This window comes from Anabaena sp. FACHB-1391 (assembly GCF_014696755.1).
In the GTDB taxonomy this organism is placed as follows: Bacteria; Cyanobacteriota; Cyanobacteriia; order Cyanobacteriales; family Nostocaceae; genus Dolichospermum; species Dolichospermum planctonicum.
Window position 1 is genome coordinate 50,036 of the sequence record NZ_JACJQS010000023.1, and the last position, 16,851, is coordinate 66,886.

General features: G+C 37.2%; 16 protein-coding genes and 1 tRNA gene. 8 read left to right on the forward strand and 9 right to left on the reverse strand.

Annotated features, from left to right (window positions below; all coding sequences use genetic code 11):
• The first annotated feature begins 38 nt into the window (after positions 1-38).
• Genes H6F62_RS12605 through H6F62_RS12615 form a run of 3 tightly spaced genes read left to right on the forward strand, consistent with a single transcriptional unit; the run spans position 39 to position 1,625 of the window.
• Positions 39-506: a gas vesicle protein K gene (locus tag H6F62_RS12605; RefSeq protein WP_137907520.1), complete on the forward strand. Its 468-nt coding sequence runs from the start codon at positions 39-41 to the stop codon at positions 504-506.
• Between the two features lie 46 nt (positions 507-552).
• Complete coding sequence (locus tag H6F62_RS12610; protein WP_137907521.1) at positions 553-1,311, forward strand: GvpL/GvpF family gas vesicle protein; 759 nt, start codon at positions 553-555, stop codon at positions 1,309-1,311.
• An 11-nt stretch (positions 1,312-1,322) separates the two neighbouring features.
• Positions 1,323-1,625, forward strand: a complete 303-nt coding sequence (locus H6F62_RS12615) for a gas vesicle protein GvpG (RefSeq protein WP_137907522.1) — start codon at positions 1,323-1,325, stop codon at positions 1,623-1,625.
• Between the two features lie 224 nt (positions 1,626-1,849).
• Here the strand turns inward: H6F62_RS12615 and H6F62_RS12620 are convergent, their stop codons facing one another.
• Positions 1,850-2,194, reverse strand: coding sequence for an Atg14 domain-containing protein (locus H6F62_RS12620; protein ID WP_242026000.1), 345 nt, complete (start codon positions 2,192-2,194; stop codon positions 1,850-1,852).
• A gap of 130 nt (positions 2,195-2,324) precedes the next feature.
• On the opposite strand from H6F62_RS12620, the gene H6F62_RS12625 reads away from it, so the two are divergent.
• From H6F62_RS12625 to H6F62_RS12635, 3 genes are read left to right on the forward strand one after another with little or no spacing between them, the layout of a single operon-like run.
• Positions 2,325-3,005, forward strand: coding sequence for a GvpL/GvpF family gas vesicle protein (locus tag H6F62_RS12625; RefSeq protein ID WP_137907524.1), 681 nt, complete (start codon positions 2,325-2,327; stop codon positions 3,003-3,005).
• Positions 3,006-3,045: 40 nt separating this feature from the next.
• Positions 3,046-4,920 (forward strand): ArsA family ATPase, encoded by a 1,875-nt coding sequence (locus H6F62_RS12630; RefSeq protein WP_174782814.1) that lies wholly within the window; start codon positions 3,046-3,048, stop codon positions 4,918-4,920.
• 58 nt (positions 4,921-4,978) lie between these two features.
• Positions 4,979-6,844, forward strand: a complete 1,866-nt coding sequence (locus H6F62_RS12635) for an AAA family ATPase (protein ID WP_137907525.1) — start codon at positions 4,979-4,981, stop codon at positions 6,842-6,844.
• 375 nt (positions 6,845-7,219) lie between these two features.
• On the opposite strand, the gene mazG is transcribed toward H6F62_RS12635, so the two are convergent.
• Together mazG and H6F62_RS12645 are read right to left on the reverse strand one after the other, a co-directional pair.
• Entirely contained in the window at positions 7,220-8,020 is an 801-nt protein-coding gene (gene mazG / locus H6F62_RS12640) for a nucleoside triphosphate pyrophosphohydrolase (RefSeq protein ID WP_190372193.1), read from the reverse strand.
• A gap of 5 nt (positions 8,021-8,025) precedes the next feature.
• Complete coding sequence (locus H6F62_RS12645) at positions 8,026-8,610, reverse strand: metal-binding protein (RefSeq protein ID WP_137907527.1); 585 nt, start codon at positions 8,608-8,610, stop codon at positions 8,026-8,028.
• 154 nt (positions 8,611-8,764) lie between these two features.
• On the opposite strand from H6F62_RS12645, the gene H6F62_RS12650 reads away from it, so the two are divergent.
• Positions 8,765-8,837: transfer RNA gene (locus H6F62_RS12650), tRNA-Val, on the forward strand.
• Between the two features lie 340 nt (positions 8,838-9,177).
• On the opposite strand, the gene H6F62_RS12655 is transcribed toward H6F62_RS12650, so the two are convergent.
• Positions 9,178-9,762, reverse strand: coding sequence for a Uma2 family endonuclease (locus H6F62_RS12655; protein WP_190372194.1), 585 nt, complete (start codon positions 9,760-9,762; stop codon positions 9,178-9,180).
• Positions 9,763-10,189: 427 nt separating this feature from the next.
• Between H6F62_RS12655 and H6F62_RS12660 the strand changes: the two genes are divergently transcribed.
• Entirely contained in the window at positions 10,190-10,360 is a 171-nt protein-coding gene (locus H6F62_RS12660) for a ssl1498 family light-harvesting-like protein (RefSeq protein WP_137907529.1), read from the forward strand.
• 98 nt (positions 10,361-10,458) lie between these two features.
• On the opposite strand, the gene H6F62_RS12665 is transcribed toward H6F62_RS12660, so the two are convergent.
• The 5 genes from H6F62_RS12665 to H6F62_RS12685 form a co-directional block, all read right to left on the reverse strand.
• Positions 10,459-11,145, reverse strand: a complete 687-nt coding sequence (locus H6F62_RS12665) for a DUF4276 family protein (protein ID WP_236097094.1) — start codon at positions 11,143-11,145, stop codon at positions 10,459-10,461.
• Complete coding sequence (locus H6F62_RS12670) at positions 11,123-12,400, reverse strand: AAA family ATPase (protein ID WP_190372195.1); 1,278 nt, start codon at positions 12,398-12,400, stop codon at positions 11,123-11,125. Before H6F62_RS12670 ends, H6F62_RS12665 begins: the two co-directional genes overlap by 23 nt.
• A gap of 21 nt (positions 12,401-12,421) precedes the next feature.
• Complete coding sequence (gene pgsA, locus H6F62_RS12675) at positions 12,422-12,934, reverse strand: CDP-diacylglycerol--glycerol-3-phosphate 3-phosphatidyltransferase (RefSeq protein ID WP_028084212.1); 513 nt, start codon at positions 12,932-12,934, stop codon at positions 12,422-12,424.
• Positions 12,935-13,181: 247 nt separating this feature from the next.
• Positions 13,182-14,660 (reverse strand): glycolate oxidase subunit GlcD, encoded by a 1,479-nt coding sequence (gene glcD, locus H6F62_RS12680; protein ID WP_137907531.1) that lies wholly within the window; start codon positions 14,658-14,660, stop codon positions 13,182-13,184.
• A gap of 424 nt (positions 14,661-15,084) precedes the next feature.
• Positions 15,085-16,851: TaqI-like C-terminal specificity domain-containing protein (locus tag H6F62_RS12685; RefSeq protein WP_206755829.1), on the reverse strand; the 1,767-nt coding region annotated here is incomplete at its 5' end.

Below are 16,851 nucleotides of genomic sequence, written 5' to 3' on the forward strand. Positions count from 1 at the left end.
TATCAAAGACATTTAAAACTTTAGGTTGCATCATCAAAATGCTTTCCACTCCAGCTGATAACTTCGATGAGTCACTGACTACCGTTTCTAAATCTAAGAATGAAGCCGGTTTAGCCCCTTTGCTTTTGACTGTATTAGAATTGCTGCGTCAGTTGATGGAAGCTCAAGTAATTCGGCGTATGGAAGAGAATTTACTCAGTGAACCTGAATTAGAACGGGCAGCAGACAGTATTCAAAAGTTAGAAGCACAAATATTACATTTGTGTCAGACTTTTGAAGTTGACCCAGCAGAGTTGAATGTAAATTTGGGAGATTTTGGTACTCTTTTACCACAATCTGGCTCTTATTATCCAGGAGAAACTGGTAGTCGCCCTTCCGTACTGGAATTACTAGATAGGCTTTTAAATACCGGAGTTGTTCTAGACGGTGAGATAGATCTAGGTCTAGCTCAACTTGATCTTATTCACGCTAAATTACGATTAGTTCTGACATCAAAACCAATTTAATACTAGTTTATCAGTCCTAATTTTAGGTTTAATTTATTTAAAACTTATGAACACAGATTTGGCTCATAAAAATTTTGGTCTTTATTTGTATGGCATTTTCCCAGACATAATTCCTGAAACTCTTGAGATTAAAGGATTGGATGGAAAACCTGTTCATAGCCAAGTAGTTGATGGGTTTACTTTTTTATATTCACAGGCCTGTCAAGAAAAATATTTGGCTTCTCGCCGTAATTTGTTAGCTCATGAAAGAGTTTTAGAACAAACAATGCATGAAGGTTTTCATGTTCTTTTGCCTTTGCGGTTTGGATTAGTTGTTAAAGATTGGGAAACAATCATGAGCCAACTAATTAATCCTCATAAAGAACAATTACATAAATTGTTTGAAAAATTGGCAGGACAAAGAGAGGTAAGCATTAAAATTCTGTGGGATGCTAAGGCTGAATTGCAAGCCATGATGGAGTCTAATCATGAGTTGAGGCAGCAGCGCGACAACATGGAAGGTAAAAAGCTAAGTATGGAGGAAGTGATTCAAATAGGACAATCAATTGAAAGTAATTTGCAAGCCCGTAAACAAGCTGTAATTGAAGTTTTTACCAGAGAGCTAAATCCTTTGGCTCGAGAGATTGTAGTCAGTGACCCCATGACGGAAGAAATGATTTACAATGCAGCCTTTTTGATTCCCTGGGATAGTGAACCTCTCTTTAGCGAACGCGTTGAAGCAATTGACAAGAAATTTGGTACTCGCTTGCGTATTCGCTACAACAATTTTACTGCCCCCTATACATTTGCCCTGCTTGATTCATAGGAGTTATGACGATGCTGACGCAACTTTTGCTATTGCCAATCATGGGTCCACTTAATGGAGTTGTCTGGATTGCAGAGCAAATCCAAGAACGGACTAATACTGAATTTGATGCTCAAGAAAATTTGCATAAACAATTATTAAGTTTACAACTTTCTTTCGACATTGGCGAAATTTCTGAAGAGGATTTTGAGATTCAAGAAGAAGAGATTCTTTTGAAAATTCAAGCCTTGGAAGAGGAAGCACGCTTGGAACTAGAAGCTGAACAAGAGGAAGCACGCTTGGAACTAGAAGCTGAAATTTACACCAATAATTGACACATATAAGCATCTTGTTACACTATAGGTGACGGGACAGAAAATATATCTCCCCCTCTACCGGATTTAATCCCCTAAAGATACGGTAATTACGAATTGGGAATTATACTATAACTAGTACAATATTCAAGTAGAGTTTAAGGCGATCATAAAAAAACCCGCATTAGCGGGTAAATTGTTGAAGATGTATTCATATTTTGCCAAATTGATCAAGATGTCGGATTTTAATATTCAATCTCAAAGGTTTGGTAATTATTCGATTCAACAAAGGTGTTTGGACTCACTATGTTTTGAGTAGCACTAGGCTGAGGTTGACGCAATTTTTTAATCGTTTTCTCTGTATCCTCTATCTGGCCATTAAGGATGTCCAACCGCTGTTGCAATACATTAGTCCGTTCCTTGATATAACATAGTTCTCTCTGAATACGTTGCTTTTCCGTCACCATTTTATAAAGCTCTAATTGACTTGAAGCATCAGATTGATTTCTGGGCATGGTACTAACTTTAGCTCTGATAATACCGGGATTGCGAACATTTCTCATGAAAAATACCTGAATATTTCCTAGCATTATAACTAAGTTTTTGTTATTGTAAATCCCTAAATTATCGAGGTATAGATGAAAAAATTTATTCGGTATGGCAATGAATATGAATCTTAGGTAATTAATACCAGCAAATATTTTTATCTAGGTAAAATATATGGAATTAGAAAATTTCTACACTTATGCTTTTTTAGAAATACCCAGATTTCCCTTGGTTTTGCCACAAGGTGCTGCTAGTCAAGTAATACTGATTAATGGTTCGGGAATGTCGGCTATTGTTGAGCGAGGAATATCCTTAGAATCATTTCAAAATAATGATGAAAAAATTATCCAGATGGCTTTATCTCATGATCGAGTGATTTGTGAACTTTTTCAACAGGTTACGGTTTTACCCTTGCGTTTTGGAACTTGTTTTACTTCCACAAACAACTTACTAAATTATTTAGAATCCCATAGACAAGAATATCAAGACAAACTAGAAAAAATCAATGGTAAAATTGAATTTACTTTAAAATTAATCCCGCGGACGATGGAAGAACCGGCAGTATTGGAAAGAGGAGGTAGGGATTATTTTTTGGCTAAAAAACAACGCTATCAAGACAAAAATAACTTTAGCATTGCTCAAGCTACAGAAAAACAAAATCTGATTGATTCAATCACTAAAGTCAATCAATTACCACTTGTTATTCAGGAAAAAGAAGAAGAAGTAAATATTTACCTATTGGTTAATTCCCAAGATAAAACTTTGCTTTTAGAACAATTTTTAAATTGGCAAAAAGCCTGTCCACGTTGGGATTTACTTTTGGGAGACTCTCTTCCTCCGTACCACTTTATTTAATGATTATTTATTAGTCTTTTAGTGATTTATTAAGTTTATTATGAACCAGTACGACTCATTTCATTTAATCATGTTTAGTGGTAAGGGTGGAGTTGGCAAAACTACCACTTCTTGCACTTTTGCTCGTTATTGGGCAAAACAGTTCCCGGAAGAAACAATTTTGTTACTTTCTACAGATCCGGCACATTCTTTAGGAGATGTATTACTGACAGAAGTGAAAGATTATGCTTCACCATTAACAGATTTGCCTAATTTAAGTGTTCAGGCTTTAGATGCTGAAAAACTGCTATTAGAATTTAAGGCCAAATATAGCAAATTTTTAGAAATACTGGTTGAGCGAGGAAGTCTAGCTGACGGACAAGATTTAGCCCCAGTTTGGGATTTGGACTGGCCTGGTTTAAACGAATTAATGGGATTACTAGAAATCCAACGTCTACTATCTGAAAAAAAAGTAGACCGCATAGTAGTTGATATGGCTCCTTCTGGTCATACCTTAAACCTGTTGCGATTGGAAGATTTTTTAGATGTGATTTTAAACTCATTAGAGTTATTCCAAAAAAAGCATCAGGTGATCACAGAAACTTTAACCGGACGTTATACTCTTGATGAAGTTGATGACTTTTTAGCCGATCTAAAATTTCAATTAGCGGAAGGTAGACGACTACTACAAGATGATCAATTTACAGGTTGTATAGTTGTTGCGGTTTCTGAACCTATGTGTTTTGCGGAAACTGAGCGATTTATCGAAAGTTTAAAAACCTTAAATGTTCCCTATGGTGGCATAGTAATAAATCGAATTGTCAGTGATTCATCTATAGAGCCAGATCGCTATGCCGAACAGCAAAGCTTTATCAATAAATTCTTGAAAATTTCTCAAAATAAACCCGTTTTCATAGTACCACAACAGCAATTCGCACCATTAGGGGGGTTAGCATTAGATAATCTAGCAGCACAAATTCAATATATTGATCATGTGGAACTCGCTGCTCCACCACCAATTCAATGGCCGACTAAAATTCCACCTAGCTTTACTGACTTTGTAGCCGAAGGCTGTCAACTAATTGTTGTCGGTGGCAAAGGAGGAGTTGGTAAAACCACGGTGTCAGCAGCCATGGCCTGGGCTTTTGCTAATCGTTATCCTGATCAAAAAATTCGCGTAATTTCCATAGATCCTGCTCATTCCTTGGGAGATGCTTTTGGTGAAAAATTAGGACATGAACCAAAATTATTAGCTCCTAATTTAACTGGACAGGAAATTAATGCTGAGAAAATATTAGATCAATTTCGTGCCGATTACCTTTGGGAATTGGCGGATATGATTAGTGGTGAAGGAACAGAAGCAGACGCAACAATAAATATTGCCTATCTTCCAGAAGCTTGGCGGCAAATTATGTCTCAAGCTTTACCAGGTATTGATGAGATGCTATCCCTAATCACCATTATGGATTTATTAGACAGCAACCAGCAAGATTTGATTATTCTAGATACAGCACCCACAGGTCATCTTCTGCAATTTTTGTCAATGCCAACTGCATTAGGAGATTGGTTATCTTGGATATTTAAGCTGTGGATGAAATATCAGAATGTCCTGGGTCGAGTTGATTTCATTGGCCGGTTGCGAAGTCTGCGCCAACAAGTTGTTAAAGCTCAAAAGAAATTAAAAGACCCAAAGCACACCCAATTTGTGGGTGTAATTCAGGCAGAATCTGCAATTATAGCTGAACACATCCGCTTAACGGAATCTCTCAAAACTATAGGAATTCAACAGCGTTATGTGGTACAAAATCGCTACACTCAAGATGTAGAGATTGAGAGCAGTTTGTTTTCACAGCAAACAATTATTCGCTTACCTAACTTACCCAGATCCGTCGAACCCATTGCCAGAATTAAAGCTGCTGCCGATCTTTTATTTTAAGTGGATAATATAGTCAAGAAAAAATGGTTTTTTTAGAGTCAATTTTTGGAGGAATGTGATGAGTGATTTATTCAAGGGATTCGAGCAGTTATTAGAACTGGTAAAAACTCTCGAAGAAAAATCAGAAAACGGAGAAATCAAAACCAATGTCCAGTTTAACTCCCGCCCATTAAGCAGTATTCCCAGAACAGGAAATATCCCCCGTAGCAGTAATATGGGGGGTAATATGGGTAATATGGGGGGTAATATGGGTAATGACGTGGGTACAAGTCGGATGAACACTCAATCCCCCCCGGCTTCTGGTGCAGGTCCCTCAGATCCAGTTGTTCCTCCCGATCCTACTTCAGGTATTGCTCTTAAAGATATCGGTGGACTGAGCGAAATTCTTAAAGAACTCAAAGAACTGGTTGCTATTCCGTTAAAACGCCCTGACCTATTGGCTAAATTAGGACTAGAACCCACCCACGGCGTATTATTAGTTGGTCCTCCAGGCACCGGTAAAACTCTCACAGCCCGGGCTTTGGCTGAAGAACTGGGCGTTAACTACATTGCTATTGTTGGTCCTGAAGTCATCAGTAAATATTATGGTGAAGCGGAACAAAGATTGCGCGGTATTTTTGAAAAAGCCGCCAAAAATGCTCCCTGTATTATTTTTATTGATGAAATTGATAGCCTCGCTCCAGACCGCAGTGCAGTAGAAGGGGAAGTTGAAAAGCGCCTCGTTGCCCAATTATTAGGCTTAATGGATGGTTTTTCCCATAGCCCAGGGGTGATTGTTCTCGCAGCTACCAACCGCCCTGACCATCTTGATCCAGCCTTGCGAAGACCAGGACGATTTGACAGGGAAGTTCAGTTTCGCATTCCTGATATCAACGGACGTAAAGAAATTCTGCAAATTCTCACCCGTTCTATGCCTTTGGATAACACCGTTGACCTCGATTTTATCGCCGAGCGGGCGGTGGGATTTGTGGGGGCTGATTTGAAGGCTGTTTGTCAAAAGGCGGCTTATAGCGCCCTCCGTCGTCAAGTTCCTTCTATAGAGGTGCAAGCTCCTGAAAACATGACGGTTACTCAAACTGATTTTTTACAGGGACTAAAGGAAATCAAACCGGCTGTGCTTCGTAGTGTGGAAGTTGAAGTTCCCCAAGTTGCTTGGGATGATATTGGTGGTTTAGAGAATATTAAGCAAACCCTGCGAGAATCTGTAGAAGGGGCGCTACTTTATCCAGAACTTTACCTACAAACTAAGGCTATTGCTCCCAAGGGGATTTTGCTATGGGGTCCTCCGGGAACTGGTAAAACTTTATTAGCCAAAGCTGTGGCTTCCCAGGCCAGGGCTAATTTTATTGGTGTCAATGGACCGGAATTACTAACCCGTTGGGTGGGTGCGAGTGAACAAGCAGTGCGGGAATTATTTGCTAAGGCTCGACAAGCAGAACCCTGTGTTATATTCATTGATGAAATTGATACATTAGCTCCAGCAAGGGGAAGTTACAGCGGTGATTCAGGCGTGAGTAACCGGGTAGTAGGGCAATTATTAACTGAATTGGATGGTGTAGAGGCGGGTGCAAGTATTCTGGTTATTGGGGCTACAAACCGTCCTGATGCTCTGGACTCAGCGTTATTACGGGCAGGTAGGTTAGATTTACAACTTAAAGTAGATTTGCCTGATTTAGCTAGTCGTTTAGATATTTTGCAGGTCTATACTGAGGGACGACCATTGTTAGATGTGAATTTAACATATTGGTCTGAAGTCACAGAAGGTTGGAATGGCGCTGATTTAGTATTGCTGTGTAATCAAGCTGCTGTGGAAGCTATTCGCCGTTTCCGAGCGCAAGGACAGACAGATCCTGCTGATATCAGAATTACTAATGATGATTTTCAATATTCTCATCAGGTTTTAGTCAGTCAACGTCATGCTTAGTTAGATTCTCGCTGTTACCCCTGGCTGCAAGGAATTTGTCCGGGGGGCGGAAAGCATAGAAAAGTAAGTACAAGGGACATACTACTGGTAATTGTTTTCAGCGTCGCTACAACTGGATAGAATTGTTATGAGTTGATTTAGCGATCGCTTTACAGCAGTTTCGGATATTATAAGTTACAGATATTAATGATAAAAATCTTGTGGTGCGGGCATCTTGCCCGCCAAAGTGTACCTCACCCTTATGGTAATCCGCTTTATTGAATTTAGTTATTGATTGTGCTTTTGAGTAGCAACTAGCAACTAATTTGCAAAATCAGCATTAGACAACTCCAAAATAAGGTTTCTGAATAACGCATATTTAAATTTACCTGATGTCTAATGACCAAGTTGGGCTTTAGCCTGTTGCCACAGGGCATCTAATTCTTCTAAACTATAATCTGTCAACGGACGTTCAATCACATCCTCCATTTTTTGCAATCGTTGAATAAATCGCTGACTTGTCCCTTGTAAACCCGCACTAGGATCAAGTTTATGCCATCTGGCAATTTGAATAATGGCAAATAGTAAATCACCTAATTCGGATTCTTGTCTTTCTTTGGTTTCTTCAGCTAAAGCCTGTTGAAATTCCCCTAACTCTTCATGAAATTTGCCCCAAACTTCATCTACATTATTCCACTCAAAACCAACCTGAGCAGCTTTTTCAGATATCTTCATGGCCGCATTTAAGGGGGGAAGACTACGACGATAACGATTTAATTTATGACTGAGTTTTTGCTCTTCTACAGTTTCTCCTTTTTCTGCTGCTTTAATCGTTTCCCAATTTTTGTGTACCTCTTCCATACTTGCCACAGTCATATCAGCAAATACATGAGGATGACGACGTATTAGCTTTTGGGCAATCCCCTTTGCAACTTCTTGCAGAGAAAAATCACCCGCTTCACTGGCAATTTGCGCCTGTAATACTACTTGTAATAATAAATCACCTAATTCTTCAGCAATAGCCTGTTTATCCCCAGTTTGAATCGCGTCTACTACCTCATAAGCCTCTTCAATTACATAGGGAGTTAGACTTGATGGGGTTTGTGCCAAGTCCCAAGGACAACCTTGGGGAGATCGCAATTTCGCTACTACATTTATTAACTCTTGTAATGCCTCTAAAGTCTGATTAACTGCCATATTTTTTACCGCTTTTTGACACTGCGACGACTGGGGCTAACTTTACGTTTCTTAATTTTGCCACGGGGGAGTAAACCTTGAATACCCTGTTTTTGAAATCGTTTATAACCGGAAACAGTCCAATCACTACAAGAATGGCTCATTGCACCGAGTTCACAGCCGACAAAGAGGGCAAAAAATTCTCCATAATACATATAGATGGTCTTCCCCACAGTTCCCCACACTTCGCCCCAGTTCCAAGCCACATTTCCCAACTTGGTGAAAATCATCACCAGCACAATGGCCACCAATGCTAAAAAAGTTGTCAGATACACCACTCTTAAGGTTGTACCAATAATCGGACCGTGAGATAAAAAAGACCGATGGCGCAGACTTTTTTGATAAGGTAGCCAAATCCACCGCAGAACACCCCAACGCTGAAATTGACGGGAGTAAATATCCAAATCGGGACCAAACATCAGCCCCCCAAACATAAACCCACCCGCCACTAACAAAGTCATATTACTGCTGTGAGTGGAAATCAATGTTATACCCGCTACAACAGGCATAGACCAGATAGTAATGCGATCATGCGTTTGACCAGAGGGCATCTTGGCAAATTAAAAATATCAAATTAACAGTAAAACCCTCAATTAGTATAGCTCAATCCCGTTCACATCAGCCTTTCCCAATCCCCAAAAAAATTTTCTCAAAAGACTTGCAAAATTTTCAAAGGCTATGCTATATTAATTGAGTAAAGAAAACGGGCGGTTAGCTCAGTTGGTAGAGCGCCTGCCTTACAAGCAGGATGTCATCAGTTCGAGTCTGGTACTGCCCATTTAAAAAAACACAATCCCGTTTTCATAGCAGTTTACAACTTGTTTGTGAACTGCTAAAACATTTTGTAGCTAAATTTTCAATTTCATTGATTTTCACCCATCTTTGCTAACTTTCCACTGGAAACCCGCTCAAGTGGTTTTTTTTATGGCTGCTGTAGCCGAGATTTTTTCTGGTGCTGTTTCTTGTTTTTGCGCTTTTTTATATATCTTATTAAGCTTTTATGTAAGGGTTTTTACCCGTTTTAACTCTTTTTCTTGCACCTATTCATCTTCTATCCCCTCAAGTCATTGATTTGTCACGGTGTTTATTCAGCAAGCCCTAGTTAGGTAATGCTTTTATTATTCCCCATTCTCTGGTTCAAGATTTAAACCGCGATAGATTTGTTCAATGGGGAAGCTGAGATTGATGCTTTTTAGTTCAATGGTGTCACCTTCTCCATAGTTAATAATCATCCATTGTCCTGCATCATTTTTGTGATACAAATCTATTTCCATCGCAGTGGAACTAACCAACAGGTAATCTTTCAAGACCGGGTTATTTTGATACATTCTGAATTTGCCGCCTCTGTCGTAGGCTTCGGTAGTTTTTGAGAGAACTTCAATGATTAAGCAGGGGTAGGTAATATATTGGGTTGTGGTTTTATCGCGATCATCGCAGGTGACGCTAATATCGGGATAAGTGTAGTTATTTGTGCCAACAATATTAACTCTCAGGTCAGAGTTACCTGTTATGCAACTACTAGCGTCTAAATGGGTATCAACCATAGTCGCAAATCGAATTGCAATGCGGCTATGATTAACGCTACCGCCAGTCATGGCGTAAACTTGACCGTCGATCAGTTCGTGTTTTTCTAGTTGCTTTTCTTCCCAAGTGAAATATTCTTCTGGGGTGAGGTGAGGGGCGTTGTCTTTGGCTGCGATCATGGTTCGTTATCTCCTACGGTTTGCAGTTGCTTGGGGTCAGTTTGGCTCTGGGTTAGTTGATTTAATTTTAACAATGCTGTCAATTTCATCCAAAATTAGCTGACGCAAGAATGAGGGTTATAGTGTTGTTGACGGCAAAGTTATGGGTAAAGTCACAAGCAGTTCACAACTTGTTTGTAAACTGCTAAAACATTTTGTGGCTAAATTTTCAATTTCATTGATTTTCAACCACCTTTGCTAACTTTCCACTGGAAACCCGCGCAGGTGGGTTTTTTTATGGCTGCTGTCACCGAGATTTTTTCTGGCGCTTCCAGGTAAGCAGCACTTACTTCTAGCATCAATTATTTTTTTGTCAAGTTCTATTGACACTTTGTAAAGATATTGTTATATTAGTTTACATAAAGTAACAAACCCAAGAAAAAACATTATGTATACCACAAGTGATGAAAAAGGCATTCTTAACAACTATGCCAAAGAACCCAAACTTTACTACGCAGAATTTCCTACAAAAGCGCAACAAAGCACCTATGCCTTTCAAGGTGTAGTAGCAATATTATTTTTAACTTCTATAGTTCTAATTACCTTGGGGGTTAGCTAAAATTTCCCGCTTCGGTATTTGTATCTAATCGTCATTCAAATTTTCTCCTAATTAACCCTGGTCAGTTTCGCCAGGGTTTTTTATTGCCATTTCTTGCTTTACTGCTCACTTAAACGTCGAAGCTGATCTCGAAAATAACAAAAGCTTGGTGATTGATTATTATCAATATCCATTAGAGGAGATATCTTTTCAGCCCAAGTTGTTTTCTCTTTACCAATTACCTGATCAGGAAGTTGAGACAACTTTTGACAACCACCAGGATATACTGCGTCGGCTAACTTCTCCCATGTGCCACAAATATCATCATTAGCATAAGAATTTAGGGTTGCTAGTTTGGCATTTGGATAAGCCGTCTTTACTGCTGCTAAATCACCTAAATACCATGCTTCTCCTTCCTCAATAGCAATACAAAATTGTGTCTTTGGTTTAGGTTCACAAGAGTCTACAATATTCAGTAATTCTTTGCGAAAAACACTCAAACATCGGTAATCAAGATCGCAAATAATGATCAGAACAGCATGATAACTAGGGGGATAACTGGCAAATGTTTTACCATAGCCTTGAATAAGTCGCGGTAATTGGTCGAGCAAAATTCGTTTTTGGGGATCAGAATTAGATGTAAGATTTTTAGGAATATGCCCTATTCCTTTGTAAGCATGAATATTAAATGTGTGTTGTTCGGGGTTAATAATTTTTGGAACAAGAATATCAAGAGTAGTTTTGCCAGAAATATCCTCAACTAATATCTCAAAGTGCATATATTCACCTTGCGTCCAAGTAGTCACTGTACCAAAGTCCACCCAGGGGCAAACCCTCAGAAACAAGATTATTTATCAGAGGATCTTCACTAGCCCGCTTAATTTTAGCAAATCCATCATCACCCTTTTCTAATACCCAAACTTCTTCAGGTTCAAGAGCATCTACAAAATATGGTTGATGTGTTGTCACAAATATTTGTGACCCACCTTTCTGACCTCTAGTGTGTTCTCGAAATTCTCTGGCTAGGGTTTCTAAAAGTTTATGATAAAGTCCATTTTCCGGTTCTTCGATGCACAAAAATGGTGGTGGTGAAGGGTCTTCTAACATCAGAAGATAAGCAAATACTTTGAGTGTACCATCTGACATTTGTTGAGAGTAAAATGGGTCTTGAAATCCCTTGTCGTTGAAACACAAAAGCAGTCTTCCATCTGGACTTGGGTAAGTGCTAATCTTATTGACACCGGGAATTTTATTCGCTATTTTTTCCAGTATGGATTGAAACTTTTTGGGATGTTCTCTTTCCATAAATTGAACTACATTACCTAAATTATCTCCATGAATATTCAAATGCTTTTGTGGTCCGGCTAGAGGTAAACTGCGGGCAGCATCAGGTCTAAAATAGCTTAAATACCACCCTTCAATAAATCTTCTAAACATAGAAATTCGGGGATGTTGTTTAAGTGAACCTAAAGTAGCAATTCCCAGTTTTCGGTGATCATCAAGTTCAACTACTTCGGTTTCTTTAGTTTCTTCTTCTGCTTCACCTCTTTGGATTTTATCCATTAAATCTGACACATCAAAATCATCTTGCTTACCTTGTTGTTCACCTTTCCATGCGATTCCTCTGCCTTCATTGAGAATTAAAAAAGAAAAAGGTTGTCCCTTAGGTTGTCCTATTCTGCGTTGTCTCAGTCTCTCTTTTTTTACATAAGGTCTTTGAAATGAGTCAATATCTATGGCTAATTCATAAGTAATTGGTCGGGCATTACCATCTTCTTTATAATAGATTTCAAACTCAATACTTCCCTGTTGTCCTTGAGAGAGAATTTTTTCAAACCCACCACGACCATGAGCATAACAAGCTTCTTCTACTCCATTTTTCAAGCAATCAGCAAGAAAGCCAAAAATGTCAAAAATCGTGCTTTTTCCCACGCCATTCTTACCAATAACCGCTGTCATTGGTGTTAATGGCTTGGCACTTTGTGTATTCCACAATTTCCCCAAGGTAATATCACGAATAACTCTGTAATTTCTAACTCTAAAGCCTTCTATTCTAGACATTTAATTTGCTCTACTTTGATTTTACTCGCTAATTTTTTGAGGAATGAGATAAATTATTCCTGAAATAATTGTTAATATTACCGATACCCAAAAGGCAATTAAAATAGGAGTTTGCCAAATTGGAGACAAGGGAGCAATTAGGAGAGATATGGCAATAATTTGACTAACTGTTTTCAGTTTACCCCAAATATTTGCACCAGTGATAGTAGTTTGATTAACTCGCCAACCTGCGATCGCTAATTCCCGTGCTAAAATTATAAAAACTCCCCAAGCTGGGATTTTTCCTAATTCTACTAATACTAATAATGGTGCAAGTACCAATAATTTATCTACCAAAGGATCAAGAAATTTACCTAATTCACTAATTTGATTCAATTTTCTGGCCAAATATCCATCCAACCAATCAGTTAGAGCCGCAATTAAAAATATAGTTAAACATATCCATTTTGCTTGATTTGTAGGATTGTATAAACCGTAGAGTAGAAAAGGTATTCCCAGCAGTCGAGAAAAAGTAATCCAATTAGGTAAAGTCATTAGAAAAATGTAATAACTCAGGAGTAAGGAGGAAGAATTAAAGACAGAGAAAAATAGAGAATTAGGAAGGAAATACAGGTGATCAAAACTGTATTTCATAATACCAGGAATAGCTACAGCAAGTTTAGCTTGAGTAAAGTACATATTATGCGGGCAAGATGCCCGCACCACAAGAGTTTTATCATTAATATTTGTACTTCATAATAGCGGTAACTGCTGTATATATTCCTGATTCCTAACTTTTTTGTTAAAATCTTTCTACATCTGGGAATTTTTGAATAGATACTTTTGCCGCTTCTCCACAAGTGCGAGGAGTAGGAAAAATCTTACCAGGATTTGCTAAACCTTGGGGATTAAATACCTGTCTTACCCATTGCATTGTTTCTAAATCAGCTTGACTAAACATATCTGGCATATAGCATTTTTTATCAGCACCAATACCATGTTCACCAGAAATACTACCACCCACTCTTACACATAATCTGAGAATTTCTCCCCCCAATTCTTCGACTTTTTCCAATTCTCCATGTATGGAATTATCAAATAAAATTAATGGGTGTAAATTACCATCTCCAGCGTGAAAAACATTAGCAATGGGATAACCATATTGATGACTTAACCGCTCAATTTCTTGGAGAACATAAGGTAATTGAGTGCGAGGAATTACACCATCTTGTACATAATAATCTGGGCTAATATGTCCCGCAGCGGCAAAAGCTGCCTTTCTACCTTTCCATAATTTTAATCTGGTTTCTGGGTCACTGGCACTAGTCACATTTCGCGCTCCATTGTTTTGACAAATTTCTTTAACTCGCTGTTTATTAGCAGAAACTTCGACTTCTAAACCATCAATTTCTACTAATAGAATAGCCGCAGCATCACGAGGGTAACAATTAGTAGCCACCACATCTTCTACAGCATTAATACTAATATTATCCATCATTTCCATACCACCAGGAATAATGCCCGCGCTGATAATATCAGAAACCGTTGCAGCAGCCGCATCTACACTGGTAAAATCTGCTAATAAAACACAAATTGATTCGGCAGTTTTGAGAATTTTTAAAGTGATTTCTGTCGCAATTCCTAAAGTACCTTCTGAACCGACAAAGACACCTGTTAAATCATAACCTGGAGTTTCGGGAATTTGTCCACCAATATCAACAATTGCACCACTAGGAAGGACTATTTTTAAACCTAAAACATGATTTGTCGTTACACCATATTTTAAACAATGTACTCCCCCTGAATTTTCGGCGATATTACCACCAATAGAACAAATAATTTGACTAGAAGGGTCTGGTGCAAAATAAAAACCAGCGCCGCTAACTGCTTGAGTTACCCAACTATTAATTACTCCCGGTTGGACAACAGCCCGTTGATTTTCTAAGTCTATTTTTAAGATTTGTCGCATTAATGAAGTGACAATTAAAACAGAATTTTCTGCTGGTAAAGCACCACCAGATAAACCTGTTCCCGAACCTCTAGCAATAAAGGGAACGGAGAATTGATTGCAAATTTTGACGATTTCTGATACTTGTTCTGTGGTTCTTGGTAAGACTGCGACGGGGGGACATTGTTTATAGCTGGTTAAACCGTCACATTCATAGGTAAGGAGTTCTTCTTTGCGTTGTACTACACCTTTTTCTCCGAGGACTGCGACAAATTTTTTGATTATGGGTTTCCAGTTTATGGTTTGAGTTTTGGGTGATTCTTGGGTAAGCATAGAGTTTTTTATCTGTGGTAGATGTTGATGATAGCAAAATATTGATTTAACTGATTTAAATACTTATTATATCACGAAACCGATGTTACTTTAAAGTTTTCAATTTAAATATCAAGATTTATTAATAAATCTATTAATAAATCTTGTCAGTAAATATTGTTATAATCAGGATGTCCAGGATTAAAGGATAAACAGGATAAAAATATAAAATATAGATATTTTCATGCTGGCGGAAAATTGTTTGATAGGATTGTGGTAACATTTTGTTGTTTTTGGGCTTTCCTCAGTTAGTAGTATTGATTATAGCAGTTTTCATGCTCATGAGGTACAAAGTTTTTTAGTTTTAAGGAACAATGCTCAAAAAGTCGGTGATCTGAATTTTTTAATTAGAATTTTTTAATTAGAATTTTTTAATTAGAATTTTTTAATTATTTTCTCCTTCAATGATCGCTTTTTCTTCTGGAGTTAATTTATATAATTTATAAACGATTTCATCAATTAACCAATCACATTGTTTTAGTTGTTTTTTGATGGGTAGGAGTGTGTTTAAGCTGGCTTGATATTCTTTGGCTAATGTTTCTTGTTCTTTTCTACCGCTGATATCAATTTTTAGTTTTTTCTTGTTTTTCTTGAGAATATCAATTAATTCGTCAAGGGTTAAATGGTTATCTGCTTGTTTTTGTTTATAATAATCACCTAAATAATTTTGAATTTTAGATTTATTGGTAAGATTATCAATATCAGTACCGATTAATCTGGCTAACCATGTTAAAAAGCCTTTGATTTCTGTTTGTTTTTGTTTATTTAATTCTATCATTTGTTCGGCTAAATATGCCAGTAAGTCATGAATTACGTCTGCTTCTTCTGGTTGTTGGTTGAGGTGGTGATCAATTTGGCTAAGTAGGATATTTGGGTTATAATTGATTTGATATTGTTGGTAAAGGTTAATTGTGTTTTCTAGATAAGTTTGACGTTTCTCTGGGGGAGTTGTAAAGGATATTTTTGGAACTGGTATTCTTGACAAATAAATAACTTTAACTTCAGCAAAAGGCTTACCAACCATCTGAAAATTTTTCTTTTGATACCACCATTTAATATAAAAAGAATTTAATATTGATAACAAAAAATAATCAGAAAAAATACTATCTTGTTTTTTGAGAAGACAATGTACAGAATTTTGACAAATCCTCAAATCACAATCAATACTTGCAATAATTGAATCATCAGTACGTCGGACTATAATTTTTTGATTTCTAAATATACTTTCATTTCTTGGTTCAGCTAACCATACACCATATTTAACATAAATAAGCTCGTTTTGAGTGACATATTTTTGTATATCTCCACCTGTAATTAGTGGTTCAAAATCTGGTAGTAATTTATTTGATGTATATGGTTTTTCCTTGACAACTAACTGCGTTTGAGGTGGATTACCTTTTCCTTTTTGATATAATTTTGTACCTCCACATATATTAACTAATTCTTCTAATTTAATACATTGATTAATAGACTTGTTCAAAATACTAATTTCTTCCATATTTAAATAATAATCAATTACATAGCCTTCATTTAATAACCATTCAGATGTCAAACGAAAATATCTAGTAATGATTTCCTGATTTGCAAAATTTAAAACTTCTGTGTTTTTACAACTATTAACATCTTTAGAAGCTATTAAAGCAGCAGTTTCTACAATTGCATCTTGAAAAGCCGATCTAAATTCTGCTATCTTAATTAATTGTGTAGTTTGTAAAACTAATTTCCTAAAATCACAACCACTTTCTAAAGTCATCCATGTATTAGGAGTAATTAAGCCTATAGTACCAATTTGGGAAATTATATCTAATGAAAGTTCAATAAAAAATAGATAAATATCTTTGGAGATAACAGTATTACTAATATATTGTAATTTAGCATTTGTATAGTCTTTATAAGTCGATCCATAAGGTGGATTTCCGATCACAGCATCAAAACCGGGATTTTCTTTCCAACTAGCACTTTCTAAATCAATAAAAACCTCTGGAAATTCCAAATCCCAATGAAAAAACCGCTTTTGGTCAAACAACCTTCTCGCTTCCTCATATACCGCAATATCAGCAGCATTCATATTTTCAAACTTAGCATTGATCGCATTTATACCAAATCTTTCTAAAAAATTCTTAGCTTGTTTCACACCAAAAAATTGAGAAAC